Origin of the sequence: Ruegeria meonggei, from assembly GCF_900172215.1 — a bacterium.
In the GTDB taxonomy this organism is placed as follows: Bacteria; Pseudomonadota; Alphaproteobacteria; order Rhodobacterales; family Rhodobacteraceae; genus Ruegeria; species Ruegeria meonggei.
On record NZ_FWFP01000014.1, the window covers coordinates 88,847 to 111,480 of the forward strand.

General features: G+C 57.8%; 32 protein-coding genes. 22 read left to right on the forward strand and 10 right to left on the reverse strand.

The annotated features are described in order from the left end of the window. Nucleotides 1–163 precede the first annotated feature (163 nt). On the forward strand, nucleotides 164–526 hold the full coding sequence (locus RUM8411_RS19720; RefSeq protein ID WP_085824438.1) for a response regulator transcription factor: 363 nt from the start codon (nucleotides 164–166) through the stop codon (nucleotides 524–526). Here the strand turns inward: RUM8411_RS19720 and RUM8411_RS19725 are convergent. Then, nucleotides 508–1,497 (reverse strand): glutathione S-transferase family protein, encoded by a 990-nt coding sequence (locus RUM8411_RS19725; protein ID WP_085824439.1) that lies wholly within the window; start codon nucleotides 1,495–1,497, stop codon nucleotides 508–510. The two genes, RUM8411_RS19720 and RUM8411_RS19725, sit on opposite strands and share 19 nt — an antisense overlap. A gap of 212 nt (nucleotides 1,498–1,709) precedes the next feature. Here RUM8411_RS19725 and RUM8411_RS19730 point away from each other — a divergent pair, with 212 nt between their 5' ends. Beyond that, nucleotides 1,710–2,063 (forward strand): hypothetical protein, encoded by a 354-nt coding sequence (locus RUM8411_RS19730; RefSeq protein WP_085824440.1) that lies wholly within the window; start codon nucleotides 1,710–1,712, stop codon nucleotides 2,061–2,063. Here RUM8411_RS19730 and RUM8411_RS19735 read toward each other — a convergent pair. Further along, nucleotides 2,060–2,560, reverse strand: a complete 501-nt coding sequence (locus tag RUM8411_RS19735; RefSeq protein WP_234995299.1) for a L,D-transpeptidase family protein — start codon at nucleotides 2,558–2,560, stop codon at nucleotides 2,060–2,062. The genes RUM8411_RS19730 and RUM8411_RS19735 overlap by 4 nt on opposite strands. Before the next feature lie 29 nt (nucleotides 2,561–2,589). Then, nucleotides 2,590–3,762 (reverse strand): MalY/PatB family protein, encoded by a 1,173-nt coding sequence (locus RUM8411_RS19740; protein ID WP_085824442.1) that lies wholly within the window; start codon nucleotides 3,760–3,762, stop codon nucleotides 2,590–2,592. A 94-nt stretch (nucleotides 3,763–3,856) separates the two neighbouring features. Between RUM8411_RS19740 and def (RUM8411_RS19745) the strand changes: the two genes are divergently transcribed. The 5 genes from def (RUM8411_RS19745) to RUM8411_RS19765 are packed head-to-tail and all read left to right on the forward strand — an operon-like array spanning nucleotide 3,857 to nucleotide 6,281. Next, nucleotides 3,857–4,375, forward strand: coding sequence for a peptide deformylase (def, locus tag RUM8411_RS19745; RefSeq protein WP_085824443.1), 519 nt, complete (start codon nucleotides 3,857–3,859; stop codon nucleotides 4,373–4,375). Then, nucleotides 4,372–4,866 (forward strand): peptide deformylase, encoded by a 495-nt coding sequence (gene def / locus RUM8411_RS19750; RefSeq protein ID WP_085824444.1) that lies wholly within the window; start codon nucleotides 4,372–4,374, stop codon nucleotides 4,864–4,866. The genes def (RUM8411_RS19745) and def (RUM8411_RS19750) overlap by 4 nt, the downstream gene beginning before the upstream one ends. A 2-nt stretch (nucleotides 4,867–4,868) precedes the next feature. Further along, the gene (fmt, locus tag RUM8411_RS19755) at nucleotides 4,869–5,774 is read left to right on the forward strand and encodes a methionyl-tRNA formyltransferase (protein ID WP_085824445.1); all 906 of its coding nucleotides are present in this window, start codon (nucleotides 4,869–4,871) and stop codon (nucleotides 5,772–5,774) included. A gap of 20 nt (nucleotides 5,775–5,794) precedes the next feature. Further along, on the forward strand, nucleotides 5,795–6,043 hold the full coding sequence (locus tag RUM8411_RS19760; protein WP_085824446.1) for a hypothetical protein: 249 nt from the start codon (nucleotides 5,795–5,797) through the stop codon (nucleotides 6,041–6,043). Between the two features lies 1 nt (nucleotide 6,044). Beyond that, nucleotides 6,045–6,281 carry a GlsB/YeaQ/YmgE family stress response membrane protein gene (locus RUM8411_RS19765; protein ID WP_085824447.1) on the forward strand — a complete coding sequence of 79 codons (237 nt, stop codon included), beginning with the start codon at nucleotides 6,045–6,047 and terminating at the stop codon, nucleotides 6,279–6,281. 12 nt (nucleotides 6,282–6,293) lie between these two features. On the opposite strand, the gene RUM8411_RS19770 is transcribed toward RUM8411_RS19765, so the two are convergent. The 6 genes from RUM8411_RS19770 to RUM8411_RS19795 form a co-directional block, all read right to left on the reverse strand. Further along, nucleotides 6,294–6,917: a trimeric intracellular cation channel family protein gene (locus RUM8411_RS19770; protein ID WP_085824448.1), complete on the reverse strand. Its 624-nt coding sequence runs from the start codon at nucleotides 6,915–6,917 to the stop codon at nucleotides 6,294–6,296. Further along, a complete protein-coding gene (gene rnhA / locus RUM8411_RS19775; protein ID WP_085824449.1) occupies nucleotides 6,914–7,381 on the reverse strand; it encodes a ribonuclease HI in 468 nt (155 codons plus the stop codon). Before rnhA ends, RUM8411_RS19770 begins: the two co-directional genes overlap by 4 nt. Beyond that, nucleotides 7,374–7,958 (reverse strand): class I SAM-dependent DNA methyltransferase, encoded by a 585-nt coding sequence (locus RUM8411_RS19780; RefSeq protein WP_234995300.1) that lies wholly within the window; start codon nucleotides 7,956–7,958, stop codon nucleotides 7,374–7,376. The genes rnhA and RUM8411_RS19780 overlap by 8 nt, the downstream gene beginning before the upstream one ends. Next, nucleotides 7,955–8,407, reverse strand: coding sequence for a DUF3429 domain-containing protein (locus tag RUM8411_RS19785; protein ID WP_085824451.1), 453 nt, complete (start codon nucleotides 8,405–8,407; stop codon nucleotides 7,955–7,957). The genes RUM8411_RS19780 and RUM8411_RS19785 overlap by 4 nt, the downstream gene beginning before the upstream one ends. Continuing rightward, the gene (gene ispH / locus RUM8411_RS19790) at nucleotides 8,404–9,354 is read right to left on the reverse strand and encodes a 4-hydroxy-3-methylbut-2-enyl diphosphate reductase (protein WP_085824499.1); all 951 of its coding nucleotides are present in this window, start codon (nucleotides 9,352–9,354) and stop codon (nucleotides 8,404–8,406) included. Before ispH ends, RUM8411_RS19785 begins: the two co-directional genes overlap by 4 nt. Before the next feature lie 191 nt (nucleotides 9,355–9,545). Beyond that, nucleotides 9,546–10,118 carry a LabA-like NYN domain-containing protein gene (locus RUM8411_RS19795; RefSeq protein ID WP_085824452.1) on the reverse strand — a complete coding sequence of 191 codons (573 nt, stop codon included), beginning with the start codon at nucleotides 10,116–10,118 and terminating at the stop codon, nucleotides 9,546–9,548. Nucleotides 10,119–10,256: 138 nt separating this feature from the next. Here RUM8411_RS19795 and folK point away from each other — a divergent pair, with 138 nt between their 5' ends. From folK to RUM8411_RS19860, 13 genes are all read left to right on the forward strand, one after another. After that, nucleotides 10,257–10,826, forward strand: a complete 570-nt coding sequence (folK, locus tag RUM8411_RS19800; RefSeq protein WP_085824453.1) for a 2-amino-4-hydroxy-6-hydroxymethyldihydropteridine diphosphokinase — start codon at nucleotides 10,257–10,259, stop codon at nucleotides 10,824–10,826. Between the two features lie 94 nt (nucleotides 10,827–10,920). Continuing rightward, complete coding sequence (gene rpoZ, locus RUM8411_RS19805) at nucleotides 10,921–11,274, forward strand: DNA-directed RNA polymerase subunit omega (RefSeq protein ID WP_085824454.1); 354 nt, start codon at nucleotides 10,921–10,923, stop codon at nucleotides 11,272–11,274. Nucleotides 11,275–11,300: 26 nt separating this feature from the next. Further along, a complete protein-coding gene (locus RUM8411_RS19810; protein ID WP_085824455.1) occupies nucleotides 11,301–13,433 on the forward strand; it encodes a RelA/SpoT family protein in 2,133 nt (710 codons plus the stop codon). A gap of 17 nt (nucleotides 13,434–13,450) precedes the next feature. Next, nucleotides 13,451–14,149 (forward strand): DUF2062 domain-containing protein, encoded by a 699-nt coding sequence (locus tag RUM8411_RS19815; protein ID WP_085824456.1) that lies wholly within the window; start codon nucleotides 13,451–13,453, stop codon nucleotides 14,147–14,149. Further along, nucleotides 14,142–14,888, forward strand: coding sequence for a pyridoxine 5'-phosphate synthase (locus RUM8411_RS19820; RefSeq protein ID WP_085824457.1), 747 nt, complete (start codon nucleotides 14,142–14,144; stop codon nucleotides 14,886–14,888). The genes RUM8411_RS19815 and RUM8411_RS19820 overlap by 8 nt, the downstream gene beginning before the upstream one ends. Beyond that, entirely contained in the window at nucleotides 14,885–15,508 is a 624-nt protein-coding gene (locus RUM8411_RS19825) for a LysE family translocator (RefSeq protein ID WP_085824458.1), read from the forward strand. The genes RUM8411_RS19820 and RUM8411_RS19825 overlap by 4 nt, the downstream gene beginning before the upstream one ends. Nucleotides 15,509–15,604: 96 nt before the next feature. Next, nucleotides 15,605–16,036 carry an ABZJ_00895 family protein gene (locus tag RUM8411_RS19830; protein ID WP_085824459.1) on the forward strand — a complete coding sequence of 144 codons (432 nt, stop codon included), beginning with the start codon at nucleotides 15,605–15,607 and terminating at the stop codon, nucleotides 16,034–16,036. Nucleotides 16,037–16,169: 133 nt separating this feature from the next. Next, nucleotides 16,170–16,667 (forward strand): ABZJ_00895 family protein, encoded by a 498-nt coding sequence (locus tag RUM8411_RS19835; protein WP_085824460.1) that lies wholly within the window; start codon nucleotides 16,170–16,172, stop codon nucleotides 16,665–16,667. 28 nt (nucleotides 16,668–16,695) lie between these two features. Beyond that, the gene (locus RUM8411_RS19840) at nucleotides 16,696–17,160 is read left to right on the forward strand and encodes a hypothetical protein (RefSeq protein WP_085824461.1); all 465 of its coding nucleotides are present in this window, start codon (nucleotides 16,696–16,698) and stop codon (nucleotides 17,158–17,160) included. Beyond that, entirely contained in the window at nucleotides 17,157–17,576 is a 420-nt protein-coding gene (gene acpS / locus RUM8411_RS19845; protein ID WP_085824462.1) for a holo-ACP synthase, read from the forward strand. The genes RUM8411_RS19840 and acpS overlap by 4 nt, the downstream gene beginning before the upstream one ends. 56 nt (nucleotides 17,577–17,632) lie before the next feature. After that, a complete protein-coding gene (gene lepB, locus RUM8411_RS19850; RefSeq protein ID WP_085824463.1) occupies nucleotides 17,633–18,472 on the forward strand; it encodes a signal peptidase I in 840 nt (279 codons plus the stop codon). Continuing rightward, on the forward strand, nucleotides 18,469–19,146 hold the full coding sequence (gene rnc, locus RUM8411_RS19855; RefSeq protein WP_085824464.1) for a ribonuclease III: 678 nt from the start codon (nucleotides 18,469–18,471) through the stop codon (nucleotides 19,144–19,146). Before lepB ends, rnc begins: the two co-directional genes overlap by 4 nt. 52 nt (nucleotides 19,147–19,198) lie before the next feature. Then, nucleotides 19,199–19,744 (forward strand): GNAT family N-acetyltransferase, encoded by a 546-nt coding sequence (locus RUM8411_RS19860; protein WP_085824465.1) that lies wholly within the window; start codon nucleotides 19,199–19,201, stop codon nucleotides 19,742–19,744. On the opposite strand, the gene RUM8411_RS19865 is transcribed toward RUM8411_RS19860, so the two are convergent. Beyond that, nucleotides 19,728–21,110, reverse strand: a complete 1,383-nt coding sequence (locus RUM8411_RS19865) for a multicopper oxidase family protein (protein ID WP_085824500.1) — start codon at nucleotides 21,108–21,110, stop codon at nucleotides 19,728–19,730. The genes RUM8411_RS19860 and RUM8411_RS19865 overlap by 17 nt on opposite strands. Before the next feature lie 158 nt (nucleotides 21,111–21,268). On the opposite strand from RUM8411_RS19865, the gene era reads away from it, so the two are divergent. Both era and RUM8411_RS19875 read left to right on the forward strand, forming a co-directional pair. Continuing rightward, complete coding sequence (era, locus tag RUM8411_RS19870; protein WP_085824466.1) at nucleotides 21,269–22,177, forward strand: GTPase Era; 909 nt, start codon at nucleotides 21,269–21,271, stop codon at nucleotides 22,175–22,177. After that, nucleotides 22,174–22,503 (forward strand): DUF1491 family protein, encoded by a 330-nt coding sequence (locus tag RUM8411_RS19875; protein ID WP_085824467.1) that lies wholly within the window; start codon nucleotides 22,174–22,176, stop codon nucleotides 22,501–22,503. The genes era and RUM8411_RS19875 overlap by 4 nt, the downstream gene beginning before the upstream one ends. Nucleotides 22,504–22,634: the final 131 nt, after the last annotated feature.

Below are 22,634 nucleotides of genomic sequence, written 5' to 3' on the forward strand. Positions count from 1 at the left end.
CCTGCTTTGGCCCGGTTCAAGCGGATTTCTGCCGCTCATACAAGCAATTCCGCGTGATCACGGGGCTCTGCCGGCGCTGTTAACACTTTGTTAAGGAAATAGCGTGATCACAAACAACAAGGGTCGGCACCAATCACCACATCAAGTGCCGAGGTTGTTGCATATGAATGTTTTGATTGTTGAGAGTAACCCCGATCTGGGTCGGGTCTGGAAAAGGCATCTTGAACGGCAGGGTGCCGAGGTCACGCTTGTGACTGGTCAAGAGGCCGCGATCCTTGCGCTGTATGGCGCGGATTTCGATATCATCGTGTTGGATCTGGTGCTGGAAGCCGGCAGCGCGCTGGCTGTCGCCGATTTTGCCAGCTATCGCCGCCCAGAGGCACGGGTGATCTTTGTCACCAACACCACCTTTTTCTCAGACGGGTCGATCTTTGCCCACAGCCCCAATGCCTGTGCCTATGTGCAAAGCGGAACGCCGCCAGAGGATCTGGCGGCGATGGTCGAACATTACGCGGCGGGTCGCTGATCGCGCCCGTGTGGCTCCATGTAATCCAGCACCGGGTTTGTCGGGATGATCCGATGCGGATTGATGCTGTCGTGGCTGTAATGATAGTGGCGCACGATGTGGTTCATATTCACCGTCTGCGCGACGCCCGGCCATTGGTACAGTTCGCGTGTGAAGGCCCACAGATTGGGGTAGTCGATCAGCCGCCGCCGATTGCATTTGAAATGCAGGTGATAGACCGGATCAAACCGGATCAACGTGGTGAACAGCCGCCAATCGGCCTCGGTCACGCGGTCGCCCATCACATAGCGGTGGGACGCCAGACGGTCCTCAAGCCAATCGAGAGAGTCGAACAGGGGGTCGACGGCTGCATCATAGGCCGCCTGGCTGGTCGCAAAACCGGATTTGTAGACACCGTTGTTGACGTCGGAATAGATGCGGGCGTTGACCTCTTCAATCTCATCCCGCATCGCGGCGGGCCAGTAATCATCGGTATTGCCGGTGATCCCGTTGAACGCCGTGTTGAACATGCGGATGATTTCAGAGCTTTCGTTTGAGACGATCGTTGCCTGTTTTTTGTCCCACAGGATCGGCACTGTGACGCGACCCGAGTAGCTCGGATCGGCCTTCGTATAGACCTGATGCGCATAGTCGAACCCAAAAAGGGTGTCGCCAGTTGCCCCGTGCGCGCCCGTCTCAAAGGTCCAGCCTTTTTCCAGCATGTCAGGATGCACGACCGAGACCGATATCAAGTCCCTCAGACCTTTCAACTCCCGGAAGATCAGCGTTCGGTGCGCCCAGGGGCAGGCGTGGCTAACGTAGAGGTGATAGCGCCCCGGTTCAGCCTTGAACCCGGCCTTGCCGGATGGACCGGCGCTGCCATCAGCGGTCAGCCAATTGCGAAATTGCGCAGCGCTGCGTTTGAACGCACCGCCAGTGGATTTGGTGTCATACCAGGTGTCGTGCCATTTGCCGTCAACCAACAGGCCCATATCGAGTTCTCCGCTTTGCGATTTTGGCAAAGATAAGAGGGTGTCTGGGCCGTTCCTATGCGAGGGCGCGCGCACAATCCCTGCGTTTGCGCACAGGTTCTGCTGGGATTTTCGCGCAACAGGTTGATTTCGTGCATGTCTGTGTGACCAGCTTCACTGGATTTTTACATTCAGGGCCCCACAATAGAGTCCAGCGCGGGGGAAGAATTGGTATGAGTACTTATGTTTCAAAGGAAATCACGGCCGAACTGGATGCGGCGCGAATCGCGGGGCTGAAGAAAACCAGCCGTTTGCGTGTCGAGTTTGGCGACAATACATTTAAAATTCTAAGATTGTGGAAAGATAGCTTCACGGTTGAGGCGGAAACCACGCCTCAGCTGCGCGGTTTGGTCGATATCTTCGATGGTGCGAAGCACCTGTATCAATGCCTGATCATCGCCGACGACGATGAAGCAGGTGAAATGCGCTATGAATTCAAGCGCAGTACGGCTGCGGCCGACAAGGCTCCGCTGGATTTCTATCGTGCGCCGGATGCGCCGATTGCGCTGTTGGGGCACGAGGACTAAGGGCGGATTTCAACCACAGTCCCGTTGGAAGTCAGACTCCATAGCTTTGCCATCTCAGCATTTGACAGGGCGATGCAGCCTGCGGTCCAGTCTCCGGGCAGGGTCATGCCAACCACGCCGTTGGGTTGACCGTGGATGAAGATGTCACCGCCCGGATCGATCCCCTGCGCATGGGCGTTTTCGATGTCTTTGGGTTGGGGATAGTTGATCCCCAGTGAAAGGTGAAACGCGCTTTGGGGATTGCGGCGGTCGATTTCGAAGACACCAATCGGGGTCTTTCCGTCGCCTTCTTGTTGTTTGTCCCCTTCAGGAGCGAACCCAAGCGCCACGTCCGCTTGCAGGACAACCGCCCCGTCCAGCGAGGCGGTCAGGAGGCGGGCGGATTTCTCAATCAATATATGGTCGACCCGCACCGCATCCGGGGCCATGGGCGGGGCCGATGGCCCCGGCCCAAAACGATGCCACCCTAGCCACGCGGCCCCTGCCAGCACGAACACCAAGGATATCAGTGCAAGCCGCCGCACGGCTATTGCAGGTCGGAAAAGGCGTGTTTCAGCCGGGTGCAAGCCTCTTCTATGCGGGCGCGCTGCGTGGCGAGGTTGAACCGCTCGAAGGTTTCGCCGCCCGCGCCAAACCCGGGCCCGGATGAGGTGGCGATCTTGGCATCCTCGCGCAGGCGTCGGACAAACTCATCGTGGCTCATCCCGGTGCCCGAGAAATCTACCCAGGCCAGATAGGTGGCCTGCAGCGGCATGGACCACATGCCGGGGATGTCAGCGATGGCGGCGTCGAACAGTTTGCGGTTGCCGTCCAGATGCGCGACCTGGGCATCAACCCAAGCGGCACCCTGCGAAGTATAGGCGGCGGTGATCATGGCCACCCCCAATGCGCTGGGATCATAATCCAGCGTTTGAATGCGGTGGCGCATGGTCGCGCGCAGTTTGGGGTTGGGGATGATCATGTTACCCGTCCGCTGCCCTGCGATGTTGAATGTCTTGGACGCGGCCGTCAGCGTCACGGTCCAGGGTCGTGCATCCGGTGCCGCCACATCCATTGGAACAAAGGTGTTGCCGGGATAGACCAGATCGTGATGGATCTCGTCCGTAACCAGGATCAACCCATTCCGCTCGGCAAACGCGGCCACGGCGCGCAGCTCTTCGGCAGTCCAGACACGGCCCGAGGGGTTTTGCGGCGAACACCACAGCAACAGCTTTTCTGAACCATCCAGCCGAGATTGCGCGTCATCCAGATCAAGGGAATAGGTTTCGCCCTGCCTTACCAGTGGGCATTCAACCACCCGGCGGCCGGACTTGTTCACCTTGTGCGCGAACTCATGGTAAACGGGCGTGAAAATCACCACGCCGTCGCCCGGTTCGCTCCAGACATCGAGGCACAGCGCGATTGCATTGCCCAACCCTTGTGAGGTCAGAACCCAATCGGTATCGACATCCCAACCGTGGCGGTTTTTCATCCACCACTGGACCGAATTCAAGTAATCCGGGTGCATCCAGGAATAGCCAAAGACACCGTGATCCGCAGCCTCACGAACCGCTTCGATCACGCAAGGTGCGGTGGGATAATCGGAATCCGCGGTCCACATGGCCAGCCCGTCCTGTGGCGGCACGCCATAGAGCTTCTCCATCTTGTCCCATTTTGAACTGTTGGTTCCCCGGCGGTCGATCAGGTCGCTGAAAGTCATGTCTTCTCCATCTGTCTTGACGAAAGCTAGCCACAATTCCCGCAGGTGCAAGGGGGGCGTTGCGGCGGGGGCCGTGATGGCCTAAATCAGCCCCATGAAACGCAATATCCTGATCCATCCCGATCCCCGCCTGAAAAAGGTTTGCGCGCCGATTGCCGACCTGTCGGATGAGCTGCGCCAGCTGGCTGATGACATGTTGGAAACGATGTATGACGCGCCTGGCATCGGCCTTGCCGCGCCACAGATCGGCGTGTTGGATCGGTTGATCGTACTGGATTGCATCAAAGAAGAGGGCGAAGCTCCGCGACCGTTGATAATGTTCAACCCCGAAGTGATCGCGTCTTCGGATGAGACCAATGTCTATGAGGAAGGCTGCTTGTCGATCCCCGAGCAATTCGCCGAAGTGACGCGACCCAAGGTCGTAGACGTGGCGTGGATCGACCGTGACGGCAAAGCACAGCGGGAAACCTTTGATGGACTTTGGGCCACCTGCGTTCAGCACGAGATCGACCATCTGAACGGCAAGTTGTTCATTGATTACCTCAAGCCGCTCAAGCGCCAGATGATCACCCGCAAGATGCAAAAGCTCAAGCGCGAGCAGGCGCGCTCATGACGGTGCGTACCTGTCTGCCCTGGCCGGACAAGCGCCTGCGCACCGCGGCCAGTGACGTGACCGAGATCACCGACGATATCCGCGCCATCTGGGCTGACATGATCGACACCATGGAGGCAATGCCCGGCGTTGGCCTTGCTGCGCCTCAGATCGGGGTCATGTTGCGACTGGCGGTTGTGGATGGTTCAACCGAACGCGGTCGGGCGGTGCGACTGGCCAACCCGGAAATCCTGCACAGCTCGGTCGAGCTGCGCGAGCATGACGAAGCCAGCCCCAATCTGCCCGGTGTATCCGCCAAGGTGAAACGCCCGCGCGCGGTGACGGTGCGGTTTCTGAACGAGCAGGGCATCATCGACCGCCGCGACTTTGTCGGGATCGAGGCCACCAGTGTGCAGCACCAGATCGATCACCTGAACGGCAGGATGTATTTCGACCGGCTTAGCAAGGTCAAACGCGACATGCTGCTGCGCAAAGCCAAAAAGCAGGGATAGATATGCGCGTCATTTTCATGGGCACGCCCGATTTCTCTGTTCCGGTGTTGGATGCGCTGGTCGCGGCCGGACATGAGATCGCTGCCGTTTACTGCCAGCCACCCCGCCCAGCAGGTCGAGGCAAGAAAGACCGACCCACACCTGTGCATGCGCGGGCCGAGGCATTGGGACTGACCGTTCGCCATCCGGCCTCTTTGAAATCAGCACAAGAGCAAGATGCTTTTGCTGCGCTCAAGGCTGATGTGGCTGTGGTAGTCGCATATGGCTTGCTGTTGCCACAGCCCATTCTGGATGCGCCTTTGCAGGGGTGTCTGAACATCCACGCCAGCCTGCTGCCCCGCTGGCGCGGCGCTGCACCAATTCACCGTGCAATCATGGCTGGTGATGCTCAGACTGGCATCTGTATCATGCAGATGGAGGCTGGTTTGGACACCGGCCCCGTCCTGCTGCAGCAGGCGACCGACATTGGGCTGCAGGAAACGACTGCGCAGCTGCATGATCGTCTCTCGCAGATGGGTTCTGACCTCATTGTCGCGGCTCTAACTCGCTTGCCGCACCTGAGCCCTGAACTTCAGCCCCGAGATGGAGTGACCTACGCCTCCAAGATCGACAAATCCGAGGCCCGCATCGACTGGACCCGCACTGCAACTGAGGTTGATCGCCAGATCCGCGGCTTGTCCCCGTTTCCCGGCGCGTGGACAGAAATCGACGGTCAGCGCGTCAAGCTGTTGGCCTCATGCCTAGCCGAAGGGCAGGGTACGACTGGTGAGGTCCTGGACGATAATCTCACCGTAGCGTGCGGCGAAGGCGCGGTGCGTTTGCTGAGATTGCAGCGCGCAGGCAAAGGTGCGCAGGATGCAGAAGAGTTTCTGCGCGGATGGAACGTGGCGACGGGCAGTCGCTTATAAAAACAAGGGTAAGAAACCACATGTATATGACGTTGCTTGGGACAGTTATGATTGCGGCCATTGTTGGGGCGGTTTCCGAGAAATCGGGTTTTACCCGCAACGGCTATCTTCAATCGATCATCATCTGCATTGGCGGGGCGTTTTTGTTGTATTTTGCACAGTTCATGCTCGGCCGCATGTTTGGCTTTCGGCTGTGGTCCTTGGGCACGAACGCCGTTCTCGCCTCGGTCGGTGCTCTGATCATCGTCCCGACCCATTGGAGGAAGTAATATGCCCGTCATCGCCCTGATCATCATCGGAGCCGCCGCAGGCTTCCTGGCCACAAGGCTGATGCGGATTGAGTCGGATATCCCCACCACCATGCTGATTGGTATCGTCGGCGCGCTGGTCGGTGGTTTCCTGTTGCGCGCTTTGGTGACGATGATGGGCTGGTTGTCGGGATTTGTGGGCGCTGTTCTGGGCGCCCTGCTGGTGATCTGGATCTGGCAAACCTACCTGCGCCGCTGAACCTGGCTGTACTCAGGAACGCGGCGGGCGGCTTTTGTAGACGGGAAGTTTCCAGCCAAACAGCAGCGATCCTGCCCGTAAAACCCAGCAGATCATCGCGCAGGCTGCCAATGTTGCCAATTCGTCAAAGCCCAGACGCGCAGCCAGCACTGCGGTCATCGCACCCGCAAGCGCGCAAGAGACATACAGTTCGCCTTGTTTCAGGACCAACGGCACCTCGTTACAAACCACATCGCGCATCAGCCCGCCCAGGCATCCGGTGGTGACCCCCATCAGCACCACGATTGTTCCGGATTGGTCCAGCGACAACGCTGCGGCGCTGCCAGCTGCCACCGCGATGGAAAGCGCGAAACTGTCCAGCCAAACCAGCCAGTTATAGCGGCTTTCAACCAAATGGGCGGTAAAGAAAACCAGCACCGCAGCGCCGACAGCGATCAGGATATACGCAGGCTGGCCAACCCAAAACACCGGGTGCCGGTCCAGCAGCAGATCGCGTACCGTGCCGCCGCCCACAGCCGTCAAACAGGCAATGAAAGCAAAACCGACCAGATCCAGTTGCGCGCGGCTGGCCACCAACGCGCCCGTCAGCGCAAAAACCAGAACCGAGGCATAGTCCAGCAGCGCAAGCCCGCTCACGCTTGCGCCTTTTTTGGCTTAAAGGGGGCCATGCCCGCGCGGGCCAGCTCATCCGCCTTTTCATTTTCTGGATGCCCGGCATGGCCTTTGACCCATTCCCAGGTCACGTCGTGGCGAGTTTGTGCCTCGTCCAGGCGCTGCCACAGATCGACATTCTTGACGGGTTTTTTGTTCGAGGTTTTCCAGCCGTTCCTCTTCCACCCGAAAATCCATCCGGTGACGCCGTTCTTTACATAGGCGCTGTCCGTGACGACGATAACCTTCGACGCCCGCTCTAGTGTTTCAAGTGCGTTGATGGCGGCCAGCAGTTCCATCCGGTTGTTTGTGGTTTCAGCCTCACCACCGCAAAGTTCACGCTCTTTCAGGACGGTGTCGCCCTCGATCGCGCGCAGAAGAACGCCCCAGCCACCGGGGCCGGGATTACCAGAACAGGCACCATCGGTATAAGCAAACAACTCAGGCATGGGCCAGCACCAGAATGAAGCCGTCATACGACCCGGCCAACCCTCTGCCCATGCCAGTGGTTATGCGGTCGATCGTGAACCCCGTCGCAGCCAACGCCTCTTCGATCTCGGTCTGTGAGAAATAAGTGTAGTATCGATCTAGATCGTCGCGGTGTTCGCCTGTGCCCAGTTTCAGGCCAAGGAAAAAGACGCCCCCGGGTTTCAGGGCCTGGTGGATGGCTGCCAGATGGCGCGGAAAATCTTTGCGAGGGGCATGTAGCAGCGAAAAACTGGCATACACGCCGTCATATTCGGCCATTTCTGTGACATCATCGAACGTGCCCAGATGGGCGTCGACGCCATTCTCGCGTGCGTGTTGGACAAAAGCCGGGGTTGCGTCCAGCGCCCGCACGGTCAGACCTTCACGCAGGAAAAACGCGCTGTCCGAGCCGGGGCCGGACCCCAGATCTAAAACATGACCCTCACCCACAGCTTCTGCAAAAGCCATACGCGACTCGATCTGTTCTGGGGGCAGGGGGATGCTTAGATAGGCGGCGACGCGGCTGGAATAGGCGTCGATCGTTTTCTGGTCAGTCACAGGTATACTCCGACAGCAAGGCATATCAGGACAATAGCGGTCAGTAATAATCGCAGTCTGAGCCACCATACCGGAGTTAGCCGCCAATATGAAAAGACAGCGTCCAATATCAGCAAACCGGCAAAGCCATACATCAGATTGATGCCGGTGCTGACTGGCCCGCCACCGGTCTTGAAGAAAACCCAAAGCGCAGGAAGCACTGACAGCGCATAGCAGGTTGCCGCCTTGCTGCCTGACGTTTTGGTGGCAAAGCCCCACAAGACACCGGACATAAAGCTCAGGATCACCGAGCCGTAGAATAGCTGGACGTAAGGCCCCACAAATCGCGACCCAAGCGTCTGTCTGCCCCAGTCGTTCAAATCGCCGTTCAGATAGGTCAGCGCGCCCCAAACAAATGGGATGAGCCCCGCCAGCCCAAGGTATAGCGGGGCTTTCGGGATACCGCTCATGCGGGTTGCCTCAGCACACGCGGCACCTTGAATTCAACATTTTCAACTGCGGTTTCGACCAGTTCGACAGTGACATCGTAATGGTCGCGAAAGGCGTCGATCACCTCAGTGACCAGCACTTCGGGGGCCGAAGCGCCCGCAGTGACTGCGACAGAGGAGATGCCTTCAAGCGCCCGCCAGTCAATCTCGGTGGCGCGTTGTACCAGCTGCGCATAGTTGCACCCGGCGCGCGATGCGACCTCGACCAGACGGCGGGAGTTTGATGAGTTGGGCGCGCCGACCACCAGCAAAGCGTCGGACTTCGGTGCAACCTCTTTCACGGCTTCCTGCCGGTTGGTGGTAGCATAGCAGATATCTTCTTTATGCGGGCCGACAATGGCCGGAAAACGGGCCTCAAGCGCTGCAATGATGTCCTTGGTGTCGTCCACCGACAGTGTGGTCTGGGTGACAAAGGCCAGCATTTCCGGGTTGCGGACCCGCACGTTGGCCACGTCTTCAACGGTCTCGACCAAAAGGACCTCACCATCGGGCAGCTGGCCCATGGTGCCAACGGTTTCGGGGTGTCCCTTGTGACCGATCATGATCATCTGCAACCCGGCCTCGGCGTGGCGCTGGGCCTCGACATGGACTTTGGACACCAGCGGGCAAGTTGCGTCGACGTAGATCATCTCGCGCTGGGCGGCGCTGGCCGGCACGGATTTCGGCACGCCATGGGCCGAGAAAATCACCGGGCGGTCATCGGGGCATTCGTCCAGCTCCTCGACAAATACGGCACCTTTGGAGCGCAGCCCGTCAACCACAAATTTGTTGTGCACAATCTCATGGCGCACAAACACCGGCGCACCCCATTTCTGCAGCGCCATCTCGACGATCTTGATCGCCCGGTCAACACCGGCGCAGAATCCACGAGGGGCGGCAAGGTACAAGGTCAGCGGGGGCTTGGTCATGTCAGGGTCTCCATAAGGCCACAGGTAAGTCTTTTCCCGGCCTTGGTCCAGACAGGAGCGCGTCATTTACCTGACATGAATCGATGTTAGCCAATGGGTGTTTCAGCACCTAATCATTAATTAAAGAAGCGCGGCCAGGGTGGTGCATCCTGACCGCGCTAGTTCTTCCCCCGGCAGTGAGTGGCCGGGTCTTATTGTACGCCAGCTGCGACGCTGCGCGGTTCCATGGGCATTTCGCGCGGAGGCCGGCCAATCACGTCGCGCAGGTCCTCCAGTTCGATGAAGTTGTCGGCCTGGCGGCGCAGCTCGTCGGAAATCATCGGGGGCTGGCTGCGAATGGTCGACACGACCGAAACGCGCACGCCCTGACGCTGCAGGCTTGCGATCAGCGGGCGGAAATCCCCATCGCCCGAAAACAGCACGATATGATCGACCCGCGGTGCCAGTTCCATGGCATCGACAGTCAATTCGATATCCATGTTCCCTTTGACTTTCCGACGCCCCATGCTGTCGGTGTATTCCTTGGCCGGTTTCGTCACCATGGTGAAGCCGTTGTAGTGCAGCCAGTCAACCAAGGGACGGATCGGCGAATATTCGTCGTTTTCCAATAGCGCTGTATAGTAAAAAGCCCTGAGCATCTTGCCGCGACGCATGAATTCCTGACGCAGCAATTTGTAGTCTATATCAAACCCCAGTGCTTTTGCGGCTGCATAAAGATTCGAGCCGTCGATGAACAGCGCTAGCCGTTCGTCTTTGTAAAACATAAATAGATCCTTCCGGTACAAACCAGCGCGCCGGGTGTTAGGTGAGTGGCTAAGAAATAAGCAGAGCGCTGATAAGCCCATAATTAGGGCATTTATTATGTATCGCAAGTATGCAATTCGCCGAATATTGGGAGCAGAATGAGCAATTTTTCGTCAGAAGCGGTCATCGCCTTGGGTGCAAATCTCAGTTTGAGAGGTGTTGAACCCGAGGTGACACTTCAAAACGCCATTGACGCGATTTCGCGTCAGGGGGTGGTGATTCGCGCAGTCAGCCGCTTTTTTGAAACCCCCTGTTTTCCTGCTGGGGCCGGGCCAGATTACATCAATGCGGCAGCTTTAATCGACACCCATAAATCCCCGGCGGAGTTGCTGCAGGTCCTGCATGCAGTTGAACATGAGTTTGGCCGCGAACGGGTTCAGCGCTGGGGGATGCGCACGCTGGATCTGGATTTGGTGGGCTTTGGCGACCAAGTTCTGCCGGACCTCACCGAATTTAACCGATGGCTCGTTCTGTCGCCCGAAGCGCAACGGCAAGAGGTTCCGGGCCAGTTGATCCTGCCACATCCCCGCCTACAGGACCGCGCCTTTGTCCTGGTTCCGATGGCGGATGTGGCGCCGGACTGGCGCCATCCTGTGCTGGGCCGGACGGTTACGGAAATGCTCTCTGACCTGTCTGCCGAAGACATTGCGGCAGTCACCCCTATGTGAAGGGTGCGTTTGCGGCATTTCTTGCTTGTCAAGGCGGGGATTCGCGCTTAGATAAACCTCTTCCTGACATGGATTCAGTAACGGAGAGCGCCCAATGGCCCGCGTGACGGTAGAAGATTGCGTTGACAAGGTTCCGAACCGGTTTGAACTGGTGATGCTGGCCGCCCACCGGGCGCGCGAGATTTCCGCCGGTGGTCCGATCACAGTCGACCGCGACAACGACAAGAACCCTGTCGTATCGCTGCGCGAGATTGCTGATGAAACGCAAAGCGCCGATGACCTGCGCGAGCGTCTGATCGAGGCGAACCAGACCCAGATCGAGGTCGACGAGCCCGAAGAAGATCAGATGGCTCTGCTGATGGGTGCCGAGTCGGACAAGCCTGCCGATGACGATATGTCCGAAGAGAAGCTGTTGCGCGCTCTGATGGAGGCTCAAGGCCAGGGGTAATTCCCAAACACGAAGGTGCGGACCGGATGATTTCTGCTGACGATCTGATTGCGCTGGTCCGCAACTACAATCCTAAGACAAATGCTGATCGCATTGCCCGGGCTTATGAGTTCGGCAAACAAATGCATGAGGGTCAGTTCCGCCATTCCGGCGAGCCCTACTTTACCCATCCCGTTGCCGTTGCTGCCATCCTGACCGAACAGCGTCTGGATGATGCGACCATTATTACCGCGCTGTTGCACGACACGATCGAAGACACCAAAGCCAATTACGGCAAAGTGTCTGAATTGTTCGGGGAAGAAGTCGCCAAGCTGGTCGATGGCGTCACCAAGCTGACCAATCTGCAGCTGTCCAGCCGTGAAACCAAACAGGCCGAGAACTTTCGCAAGCTGTTCATGGCGATGTCCAAGGATCTGCGGGTGATCCTGGTGAAATTGGCCGACCGACTGCACAACATGCGCACGATCAAGGCAATGCGACCCGAGAAACAGGTCGTCAAAGCGCGTGAAACGATGGATATCTATGCGCCGCTTGCAGGCCGCATGGGGATGCAATGGATGCGGGAAGAGCTGGAAGACCTTGCCTTCCGTGTTCTGAACCCCGAAGGCCGCCAGTCAATCATCCGCCGCTTTATCACTTTGCAGCGCGAAACCGGTGACGTGATCCACCGCATTACCGGTGATATGCGGCACGAGCTGGAAAAGGCCGGGATTGAGGCCGAGGTATTCGGCCGTGCCAAAAAACCTTACTCGATCTGGCGCAAGATGCAGGAAAAGGACCAGGGCTTTTCGCGCCTGTCCGACATTTACGGTTTCCGCATCATTACCCGATCCGAGGAAGATTGTTATCGCACCCTGGGCGCTATCCACCAGCGCTGGCGCGCAGTGCCGGGTCGGTTCAAGGATTATATCAGCCAGCCCAAATCGAACGGTTACCGCTCGATCCATACCACGGTGTCTGGGCGTGACGGTAAACGGGTCGAGGTGCAGATCCGCACACGCCAGATGCACGATGTCGCCGAAACCGGGGTTGCGGCGCACTGGTCGTATCGCGACGGTGTACGTTCGGAAAACCCGTTTGCGGTGGACCCGGCCAAGTGGATCGCCAACCTGACCGAACAGTTCGACAGCGAGGAGGATCACGAAGACTTCCTCGAGGCAGTCAAGCTCGAGATGTATTCCGACCAGGTGTTCTGTTTTACGCCCAAGGGCGATGTGGTCAAACTGCCCCGTGGAGCAACGCCGATTGATTTTGCCTATGCGATCCATACTCGGATCGGACATGCCTGCGTTGGTGCCAAGGTGGACGGCATCCGCGTGCCGCTGTGGACTCGGATCAAGAACGGGCAATCGGTGGATATCATCACCGCCGACGGCCAGACGCCGCAGGTCACATGGCTGGAAATTGCGGTGACTGGTAAGGCCCGCACCGCCATTCGCCGGGCGTTGCGCGAAGTCGACCGCGAGCGGTTCATCAAGCTGGGCAAGGAACTGGCCCGTTCCGGCTTTGAAAACGTGGGTCGCAAGTCGACAGACAAAGCGCTGGACACGGCTGCAAAGCACCTGCGCCTGAAGGATCGTCACGAATTGCTGGCTCGCCTTGGCAGCGCTGAACTGACAGCCCATGACGTGATCAGCGCTGTTTATCCCGAACTGACCCAGGACGAAGGTGACGCGATCCCCCTGCGCCGCGCGGTGATTGGCCTTGAACCGGGGCAGAAATTCGAACGCGCGCCGTGTTGTCAGCCGTTGCCGGGGGAACGCATCGTCGGCATCACCTATCGCGGCAAAGGTGTGGTTGTGCACGCCATCGATTGCGACCGCCTGTCCGATCACGAAAGCGAACCCGACCGCTGGGTCGACCTGCACTGGCATTCTGGCACCCACCCCGCTGTCTATGGTATGACGCTTGATCTGACCATCGGTAATGATGCCGGGGTGCTGGGGCGCATTTGCACATTGATTGGCGAGAAAAAGGCCAATATCTCGAACCTGGAATTCGTCGATCGCAAACCGGATTTTTACCGCCTTATGATCAGTGTCGAGCTGCGCGACCTGGAACAGCTGCATTCGCTGATGCTGATGCTTGAGGCTGAAAGTGACGTGGCTGCGGTTGAACGCTACAGGGACAGGTCCAAAACCGCTGTCGCGGCTGGCTGATAAAGGGGTGATCAGGAGTGGTATTTAAGCGCCGAGATCGACGCTCGCCTGTCCAGATTGCTTCGGAATTCGTTTACCCCCGTGGCGGATGGACCCGGGCCTTTCATTACGTCAAACACCGTGTTCGCCGCCTGCCGGATTCACCGGAACGCATTGCGCGCGGGATCGGGGCAGGGGTGTTTGCGGCTTTTACCCCGTTCTATGGGCTGCATTTTGTGGTGGCTGCCCTGTGCGCGCGGCTGATCAATGGCAATATTCTGGCGGCGCTCAGTGGGACGTTTTTTGGCAATCCGCTGACCTATGTGCCCATCGGCGTTGTTTGCCTGCAAACCGGGCATTTCCTGTTGGGAACCGATTTTGAAGAAGGCGAATCGCATAGGCTGATGCGCACCTTCGCCAACGCCATTTATGATCTCAAAGACAACTTGGTCGCCCTGTTTACCGATCGGGTTGCGGACTGGCACGGGTTGGGCATCTTCTACCACGAGGTGTTCTATCCCTATCTTATCGGCAGCATTTTTCCCGGTCTTCTTGCCGCGGTGATCTGTCATTACCTCAGCCTGCCTCTGATCCGCACGTACCAGCAGCGACGCCGCGCCCGGATCAAGGCGAAGTTCGAAGAAATCAAACGCTTGGCGGAATCCAAGACTGCCGTTTCTGTGACAAACCCACTAGGCTCGGGCCAGAAATCGGGAAAGGAATCGGGTGATGTCTGACAATCAACTGCGTCTGGGTGTAAACATCGACCATGTGGCAACCATTCGCAATGCCAGGGGCGGGGCTTACCCGGATCCGATGCGCGCGGCAAAACTGGCCGAAGAAGCCGGAGCCGACGGTATCACTGCGCATTTGCGCGAAGACCGCCGCCATATCGTAGACGAAGATATCGAAGCGCTGATGGACGCTCTGACTGTGCCGCTGAACTTTGAAATGGCAGCCACGCCCGAGATGCAGAAGATCGCGCTGCGCCACAAGCCGCATGCCGTCTGCATCGTTCCCGAAAAGCGCGAGGAACGCACCACCGAAGGCGGGCTGGAAGTCGCGCGTGAAGAAAACAAGCTGGCCCATTACATCGCCCCGCTGCGCGAGGCTGGCTGTCGCGTGTCAATCTTTATCGCCGCCGACCAGCGTCAGATTGAGGCCGCCCACCGTATCGGCGCCGAGGTGATCGAACTTCATACCGGCGCTTATTGCGACGCGCATGCAGACGGTCATATGGATGAGGCCGCGCGTGAATTGGACGCCCTGCGCGACATGTCCGCTTTTGCTCATTCGCTGGGTCTCGAAGTGCACGCGGGCCATGGCCTGACCTACGACACGGTCAAACCCGTGGCGGTCTTTCCTGAAGTGCGTGAACTAAATATCGGCCACTTTCTAATTGGCGAAGCCATCTTCCGCGGTCTTACCCCAGCAATTTCTGAGATGCGCCGCCTTATGGATGAGGCGCGGGCGTGATCACCACAGGGTTTGTCGCCATCTGGTTGGCCTGGCTGATGGCCGGAGGGTCTCCGGGCCCTGCGACCATGGGTATCGCCGGAACCGCCATGAATGAGGGGCGCACCGCAGGTCTGGCCTTTGCGCTAGGCATCTGCGCGGGGTCGGCCATGTGGGGTGTTGCTGCTGCATTGGGACTGTCTGCGATTATGCTGGCCAATGTCTGGGTGTTTGAGGTGATCCGCTATTTCGGTGTGGCCTATCTGGGCTGGCTGGCGCTGAAAGCCCTGCGTCGCGCCATGAGCTCGGATGAGGTTGCGCTAGGCAACCCGGTCACCGGTTCACTGAGGGCGATCTTTGCCAAAGGCGCGGCTATTCACCTGACCAACCCCAAGGCGATCCTCAGCTGGGGATCGATCTATGCCATCGTGGCCCCAAATGACGCCAGCTTGTCGATGTTGTTGGGCTATTTCGGCCTGCTTTATGCCGGGTCGCTTTTTATCTTCATCGGCTACGCGTTCCTGTTCTCATCCGAACGCATGGTCCGCGCCTACCGCCGCGCCCGCCGCTGGTTCGACTTTGCGTTTGCAGGGTTCTTTGGAGTGGCGAGCTATAAGATCCTGACGGTGCGGTTGTCGTGAGTGAAAAGGTAGCCTACCGCAGGTGACAGACCACTGAAACAGGGCAGCTTTCCAGGTCGCTTTTAAAAACCTCCTAATCAACAAACAGAGTTAGACATGAGTTCGAGCATTCTCAGATTTTCACTTGTTTTCACTTTGGTCAGCATTGCTATCCCGTTGTTCGTTTTTGCGGCTAGCGCCGTGTTTGATGTCGATTTGTCTGGCAGCTTTGTTCACATGGTTCCGTTTATAGCTGGGGCAATATTCGAGGGTCAGCGATATGCGCAGCAGTTTGACGAAATGCCAGCCAAGTCTGAAATGTGGAATGCGGCTCTTTTTATGGCTTGCGTGGGAATGGTAATTTCTCTTGTTTGGGCGGCCTTGCTGTTTTTCGCGCTGCCTTCGTTGTCGGCCCCGCTTCGTGACATCCCTATTCTGTTTTTGGCTATCGGCTTTTGCATGATTCTGCTTATTGCTTTTTTGATGTGTCGTGTGTTTGTCGCATTAGGGGCGCGCACGTACCTTAAAAACAGCAGGCGATCGACCTGATAGTCGCGTAGTTGTTGCCGCTGTCGGAGCCACCCCAAAGAATTCTGAACGTTTTATGGACACGTTCTAATCGTGCGATCAAATACCCAAATACCGGCACTGCCAAAACAGCGCACTAAGGTGAGACTATGCTATGAAAACACCAAGCCTTTGGCTCTTTGCCCTGTGGCTACTGCTAATCAGATTTTCGCTGACATTGATGTTCGCGACAATTGAAATTCTGTTCAGGTATGATCTCACTCCACCGGGCATTCCGGTCATCTCAGCGGTATTGGCAGCTATGATCACAGCGCAGAGTTTTGCCCGCACGGCGCGCCGCACATTAAAGCTGCGGGAAATCGTGTGGTTTGCGGTTTTGGGCGCTTTGGTTTTTTACGTCGTAAACTGGACAGCGCTCCTTTTGATCGGGCAGGTGTTTCAATTCTACAGCAGCGCCTCGGAACTCAAAATGTCCCTTCTCGTTGAGGCGTATATGGCTTTTTATGCGCCTCCCCTACTGTATCGCACTCTGGCAATTGATATAATTTTGGTTTCTGCAGCGTTTATCGTGAATGCAGCGCTGGTGCCGCTTGCGGTGAAAACCGAACTGAAGGCCATGCAACGGGTTAAACGTAAAGAACAACCACAATGATCCTCAAGGCGGTGCAGTGGTGAAGCCAATGAAGACCATATTGGCGACGAACGCAGAGGCCAAGCTGGATCGTTTGACCTTTGTTGCGTTCCTTTTTTCGGGACTGTCGTTTTTGTCGCTGATCAAATGGTGGTTAGATGTGACATGGCCCCTCGCAACGCTGCCTTTGGGGTTGGCCCTGGCGACGGCAGCGTTTTTTTATGGAGGCAAAGCGGGAGCAAGGGGAAGGCAATGCGGACCATCGGTCAAAAGCTGGGTTCTTGCCTGGAAAATGATCTGGACCACCTTGGTTTGTGTGATCTGCGTTTTTGCGATTGCGTTGGTATTTGGGGATGCAGTTGCATCTAATTTTCGCTACCGGGCTTGGCTGTCTATTGGGCTAGAGCTTGTACTTTGCCTCGCCGTGTCGTTTGTCTTTTGCCGGTATGCATTTGTTGCCGGCGTAAATCGTGGGTACGCTGCCTTTTTGAAACAGGGAAATCGCAACCAATGATCCTCGGCATCGGCACAGACCTTGCGAATATCGATCGCATTCAGGGCACGCTTGATCGCTTTGGCGATCGCTTTCGCAACCGTGTCTTCACCGACATCGAACAGCACAAAGCGGAACGTCGCGCGGATACGGCGGGCACCTATGCCAAACGATGGGCCGCGAAAGAGGCGTGTTCCAAGGCGTTGGGCACAGGTCTGCGGATGGGTATCGCCTGGCGGGATATGGCCGTCTCAAACCTTGATACCGGTCAGCCGGTGATGCAGGTGACCGGCTGGGCCGCGGAACGGTTGGCAACGATGACGCCAGACGGGCACGAGGCGATCATTCACGTCACCCTGACCGATGATCACCCTTGGGCGCAGGCCTTTGTGGTGATCGAGGCGCGGCCACGCCAAGAAGGTGCTGCACAGCCTTGACTTGCCCCTGACCGACCCGCATGTAGCACCCAACAACGCAAGGACTGGAGAGCAGAATGGCCGAAGAAGCCAAAACCGGAAGTGGCATCTGGGAGACGATCAAAACCATCGTCTACGCACTGCTGATTGCGGGCATTTTCCGAACCCTGTTCTTTCAGCCTTTTTGGATTCCGTCAGGTTCGATGAAAGAGACCCTGCTGATCGGGGATTTCCTATTCGTCAACAAGATGGCTTATGGCTATTCGTATGCGTCGTGCCCCAGCCTGATCATTTCCAGAGTTGGTCTGAATATCGATGCCGAGGATGTTTGTGGCTGGATGAAGAGCGAAGACAATTCCCGGATCTGGGGCGGTGAGCCTGCACGCGGCGACGTCATCGTTTTCCGCCATCCGGTAAGCGGGCGCGACTATATCAAACGGCTCATGGGCCTGCCGGGAGACCGCATTCAGGTCCGTAACGGCCAGGTCATCCTAAACGGTACGCCGGTTCCGCAACAGCCCGATGGTGTCTTTACCGAATTGTCAGAACCGCAGGGCCCGCAACGCCTGCGCCCGCGCTGTGAAAATGGACCAGTTGGTCTGGGCGGTCTTTGCGAAAAGTCCCGTTTGATCGAAACCCTGCCCAACGGCGTATCCTACGACGTGCTGAATATTGGCAAGCAGGGCTCCGACAATACCGGCATCTACACCGTGCCCGAAGGCCATTATTTCTTTATGGGGGACAACCGCGACAATTCCAGCGACAGCCGTGTACCGCAATCTGCGGGTGGGGTCGGTTATGTGCCCTATGAAAACCTGATCGGTCGGGCCGACCGGATCATGTTCTCGTCCGCTGGCCGGTCGATGCTGTTCTTCTGGACTTGGCGCGGGGATCGCTTCTTTAAGGCGGTCAATTGAAGCTATCGGCTGAGATAAAAGCGTTCCAGAAACGTTTGGGGTATGAATTCAAAGACCCTGAACTGCTGGTGCGCGCACTGACCCATGGCTCGGTGTCCTCAGCAACGCGACCTGATAACCAACGGCTGGAGTTTCTGGGCGATCGTGTCTTGGGCCTTGTTATGGCCACTGCGTTGCTTGAGGCAGACAAGAAAGCGTCAGAAGGGCAGTTGGCGCCCCGCTTCAACGCATTGGTTCGTAAAGAAGCCTGTGCCGACGTTGCCCGCCAGATTGATCTGGGTGAGGTCCTGAAACTCGGCCGGTCCGAGATGCTGTCGGGTGGCCGTCGAAAGCAGGCCCTGTTGGGCGACGCGATGGAGGCTGTGATCGCTGCCATCTACCGCGATACCGGATTTGAGGCCGCGGGTGATGTAATCCTGGCGCTGTGGGGCGACCGCATCCACAATGTTGAGGCCGACGCACGCGACGCAAAAACCGCGCTGCAGGAATGGGCGCAGGCGCGGGGGCAGAAGCCGCCCTCCTATGTCGAAGTAAGGCGCAGCGGCCCGGATCACGCCCCGGTTTTCACCATTGCAGCCCGACTGCAGGACGGTACCGAAGCCCAAGCCACTGCTGGATCAAAGCGGCAGGCAGAACAAGCAGCAGCCAAGGCCCTGTTAGAGCGTTTGGGGTAATGTGTCGCTGCCTGGAAACACTGATCGTTGTGGCCTGAACGGGCAGCACAATATGAAAATCAGACCTGCAATCCCTTCTGATGCTTCCAGCCTTGCAGCGCTGTCGATTGAGGTCTGGCTGGCCACTTATCAGCGTGATGGCATCGGCGCATTCTTTGCTAATTATGCCTTGAACGAATTCACCACCCAACGCGCCAAGGCGCGCATCGCCGATCCAACAGAATTTCTGTCTGTACTTGAGGCGGGATCAGGGTTGATTGGGTATGTCGCCGTCGCGACTGATAGAACGCCTCCGCTGCCCGGTGTAGGTGGCCCGGAAATCTCAACCCTCTATGTTCAGCCGAGACACCAGGGCAAAGGCGTTGGCAAGGCGCTGCTGAACACCGCGCTACAACACTGCCGTGAACTTGGTGGTGAAAGAACCTGGCTCACCACCAATTCCGAGAACACACCCGCGATTGATTTTTACCTGTCACAGGGGTTCGAACATATCGGAACCACAAGCTTTCGGATCCAGGATCAGGCCTATCCCAATCATGTGCTTGAACTTGATTTGCGCCAGGATCGGGCAACAGGAGCCTTTAGATCACCCGAATAAACCCTGTCAGCCCGGTTTTCTGGTGCTCGATAACATGGCAATGAAAGGCCCAGTCGCCGGGATTGTCCGCAACCAGCGCGATCTCTACCACCTCATCCTTTAGCAGCAGCATGGTATCCGTCATCAAAGGCGGCAGTTTTCGCTGGTTCGAGCGGATCGGCTTGAAGGCCAAACCATGCAGGTGGATCGGATGTGTGTTGGGGGATTCGTTGCGCAGGCGCAGCACATAGGTCTTGCCCATTTTCAAAGTCGCCAAAGGACCTACATCCTGCGCCGCATCCCCTGGCCAAGGTTTGCGATTTATTGACCAGAAGTTATACCCGAGCGTGCCACAAAAACCGTTATCCGGGATGCCGCCTTCTGGCGTCCAGCCAAAAACAAACTCATGCAGTTCAGCATTGGCCAAATCGGGTTTGGCAACCGGATTGGTGGGCAGGGGGCGCAACTCTCGCAGATTCCGGGCCTGCGATTGCCCTATGGCCCGCAGCCGTACCATCGCCCTGTGGGGTTGCCCCGGCAGTTTGACAATCAGATCGAAGGTCTGACCTTCGTCTGTGGGCATCGCCACGGCAATATCGACGCGCTGCCCGGGTCCGACCATCAATGGCGTTTCTTGGGCGGGCAGTGGCACCTCACCTTCGATCGGATGACCGTCCCAGGCGATGATCCGTGCGTCCGAGGCCGACAGATGCAGCTTGTAAGTCCGGGTTGTGTCCGTATTGACCACCCGCAAACGCACCAATCCCCCGGCCGCATGATCATAGGTTGGGTTTTGCAGCCAATTCACAGTATGGACATTTCCGAAGGTTCCGGACCGCGCTGCGCCACGTTGGGTAAAGGCTGGTAAAAAGCTGCCGTCGTCATCCAGCCGGAAATCGCGTAGGTTTATGACCTGTTCGCTGTCGAAGCCGGGGTTTTCAGGTTCGGCAATCACCATCACACCAGTCAAGCCATGCGCCATCTGCTCCATGGTCATGCAATGGGGGTGGTACCAGTAGGTGCCCGCATCCGGCGGTGTGAACTCATAGGTGAACAGCTCATTTTCGCCCATTGGCATCTGGGTCAGATAGGGCACTCCGTCCATCGCGTTGGGTATGCGCAGCCCATGCCAGTGCATGGCTGTGTAGTCGGGCAGCGTATTGCGAACCGGCAGCCGCATCACCTTGCCCTGCTGTCCGTACAGCACCGGCGGAGGTGCGTCCGGAGACAGGCTGACCATGCCATTGGTGATCTGGCCGCCGCGCAGCGCAAAACTGGCAGGCTGCAGGATCAGCTCTTTCACATGGCTCGCTGCCACACCATAGCCCCCCATACCCAGCGCCCCTGCAGCGGTTGCGCTGCTCAAAAGAAACTCACGACGGTTCATGTCTACCTCGCGTAAAGGATCATCGCCTGGCTGGGTTTGGCGTGGCGCAGTCATAGTCCTGCCACCCTCTGCGCATGGCGGCAATGCGACAAATCCCTCTGGCCCGCCGCGCCTTTCTGCTATAGGGGTGCGCACTTGCAAACAGGATCGCATTGACCATGACCACACGCGCCGGATTTATCGCCCTGATCGGAGAGCCCAACGCTGGCAAATCCACCCTGCTGAACCGCATGGTCGGGGCCAAGGTCTCGATCGTGACGCATAAGGTGCAGACCACTCGTGCCCGTATTCGCGGCGTGGCGATGGAAGGTGACGCGCAGCTAGTCTTTGTCGACACGCCGGGCCTGTTCAAACCCCGTCGCCGTCTGGACCGCGCCATGGTCGCGGCGGCCTGGGGTGGTGCGGCAGATGCCGACGTTGTCGTTCTGATGGTCGAGGCGCATCGTGGCATCACCGAAGGCGTCGAGCGTATCCTGGAAGGTCTGGAAGAGATTGGCCAGGGTCGCAAAATCGCGTTGGCCATCAACAAGATCGACCGGGTTCAGTCCGAGGTCCTGTTGGCCCTGACCAGCGATCTGAACGCGCGCTATCCCTTCTCTGAGACCTTCATGATTTCGGCAGAAAAGGGTCACGGCGTTGGTGACCTGCGGACATGGCTGGCCGGTGAGGTGCCCGAGGGTCCGTGGCTGTACCCCGAAGATCAGATCGCGGACTTGCCGATGCGCATGATCGCCGCCGAAATGACCCGCGAGAAACTGACCCTGCGCCTGCACCAGGAATTGCCCTATCAGCTTACGGTCGAGACTGAAAATTGGGAAGAACGCAAGGACGGCTCGGCCAAGGTCGATCAGATTATCTATGTCATGCGCGACGGCCACAAGGGCATCGTGCTGGGTAAAAAAGGTGAGACGATCAAGGCCGTGAGCCAGGCCGCACGGGCCGAGTTGGAAGAATTCCTGGATCGCAAAATCCACTTGTTTCTGCAGGTCAAAGTCCGGCCCAATTGGCTGGAGGAATCCGAACGCTACTCGGAAATGGGGCTGGATTTTAAAGACGGAAACGCATGACGCGCCTGACGGCAGATTTCTGGGTCCACGCCTATCTCGCGCGGCTGCGGTTTCAGGAAATCCCGGCCTTTGTGGTTGCACACGGAGACGACACCGCAGGCGCGGTTCTGGTTAAACTGAACACGTTGGACGGCCAGGCGGTGGCGTTCCAGCGCAGCTTTGATCTAATGAGCGGTGATCGAAAATGGGTTGAGTTGTCCTCAGGCCCTGAGGGCGACGTGGATCAGGCGATCCAACGCCAACGCAGCTTTGACCCTGATCTCTGGGTCGTCGAGGTCGAGGATCGGGAGGGGCGGCATTTGTTGGGGGAAGAAGGGCTGGAGTAGCGACTCCATTAATGGCTGCTTCGAGCCCAACCCGGTCATCGCCTTTTCTCGCTGCATGTGCACGCAGCATGAAAATCGCCGCAGTTGCTCAGTCCAGTACGCCGCGCGGCAGCAGAGATCGCTGCCATTCG

Bases quoted from the DNA above. Each gene is read 5' to 3' on its own strand.
- fmt (WP_085824445.1), top strand. From the start codon at position 4,869: ATGCGCGTCATTTTCATGGGCACGCCCGATTTCTCTGTTCCGGTGTTG.
- RUM8411_RS19840 (WP_085824461.1), top strand. From the start codon at position 16,696: ATGAAGACCATATTGGCGACGAACGCAGAGGCCAAGCTGGATCGTTTG.
- RUM8411_RS19725 (WP_085824439.1), bottom strand. From the start codon at position 1,497: ATGGGCCTGTTGGTTGACGGCAAATGGCACGACACCTGGTATGACACC.
- RUM8411_RS19730 (WP_085824440.1), top strand. From the start codon at position 1,710: ATGAGTACTTATGTTTCAAAGGAAATCACGGCCGAACTGGATGCGGCG.
- RUM8411_RS19830 (WP_085824459.1), top strand. From the start codon at position 15,605: ATGAGTTCGAGCATTCTCAGATTTTCACTTGTTTTCACTTTGGTCAGC.
- RUM8411_RS19865 (WP_085824500.1), bottom strand. From the start codon at position 21,110: ATGAACCGTCGTGAGTTTCTTTTGAGCAGCGCAACCGCTGCAGGGGCG.
- RUM8411_RS19810 (WP_085824455.1), top strand. From the start codon at position 11,301: ATGATTTCTGCTGACGATCTGATTGCGCTGGTCCGCAACTACAATCCT.
- rpoZ (WP_085824454.1), top strand. From the start codon at position 10,921: ATGGCCCGCGTGACGGTAGAAGATTGCGTTGACAAGGTTCCGAACCGG.
- folK (WP_085824453.1), top strand. From the start codon at position 10,257: ATGAGCAATTTTTCGTCAGAAGCGGTCATCGCCTTGGGTGCAAATCTC.
- RUM8411_RS19835 (WP_085824460.1), top strand. From the start codon at position 16,170: ATGAAAACACCAAGCCTTTGGCTCTTTGCCCTGTGGCTACTGCTAATC.
- def (WP_085824444.1), top strand. From the start codon at position 4,372: ATGACGGTGCGTACCTGTCTGCCCTGGCCGGACAAGCGCCTGCGCACC.
- RUM8411_RS19795 (WP_085824452.1), bottom strand. From the start codon at position 10,118: ATGTTTTACAAAGACGAACGGCTAGCGCTGTTCATCGACGGCTCGAAT.
- rnhA (WP_085824449.1), bottom strand. From the start codon at position 7,381: ATGCCTGAGTTGTTTGCTTATACCGATGGTGCCTGTTCTGGTAATCCC.
- RUM8411_RS19860 (WP_085824465.1), top strand. From the start codon at position 19,199: ATGAAAATCAGACCTGCAATCCCTTCTGATGCTTCCAGCCTTGCAGCG.
- ispH (WP_085824499.1), bottom strand. From the start codon at position 9,354: ATGACCAAGCCCCCGCTGACCTTGTACCTTGCCGCCCCTCGTGGATTC.
- RUM8411_RS19740 (WP_085824442.1), bottom strand. From the start codon at position 3,762: ATGACTTTCAGCGACCTGATCGACCGCCGGGGAACCAACAGTTCAAAA.
- RUM8411_RS19765 (WP_085824447.1), top strand. From the start codon at position 6,045: ATGCCCGTCATCGCCCTGATCATCATCGGAGCCGCCGCAGGCTTCCTG.
- def (WP_085824443.1), top strand. From the start codon at position 3,857: ATGAAACGCAATATCCTGATCCATCCCGATCCCCGCCTGAAAAAGGTT.
- RUM8411_RS19785 (WP_085824451.1), bottom strand. From the start codon at position 8,407: ATGAGCGGTATCCCGAAAGCCCCGCTATACCTTGGGCTGGCGGGGCTC.
- RUM8411_RS19820 (WP_085824457.1), top strand. From the start codon at position 14,142: ATGTCTGACAATCAACTGCGTCTGGGTGTAAACATCGACCATGTGGCA.
- RUM8411_RS19720 (WP_085824438.1), top strand. From the start codon at position 164: ATGAATGTTTTGATTGTTGAGAGTAACCCCGATCTGGGTCGGGTCTGG.
- RUM8411_RS19875 (WP_085824467.1), top strand. From the start codon at position 22,174: ATGACGCGCCTGACGGCAGATTTCTGGGTCCACGCCTATCTCGCGCGG.
- RUM8411_RS19760 (WP_085824446.1), top strand. From the start codon at position 5,795: ATGTATATGACGTTGCTTGGGACAGTTATGATTGCGGCCATTGTTGGG.
- era (WP_085824466.1), top strand. From the start codon at position 21,269: ATGACCACACGCGCCGGATTTATCGCCCTGATCGGAGAGCCCAACGCT.
- lepB (WP_085824463.1), top strand. From the start codon at position 17,633: ATGGCCGAAGAAGCCAAAACCGGAAGTGGCATCTGGGAGACGATCAAA.
- acpS (WP_085824462.1), top strand. From the start codon at position 17,157: ATGATCCTCGGCATCGGCACAGACCTTGCGAATATCGATCGCATTCAG.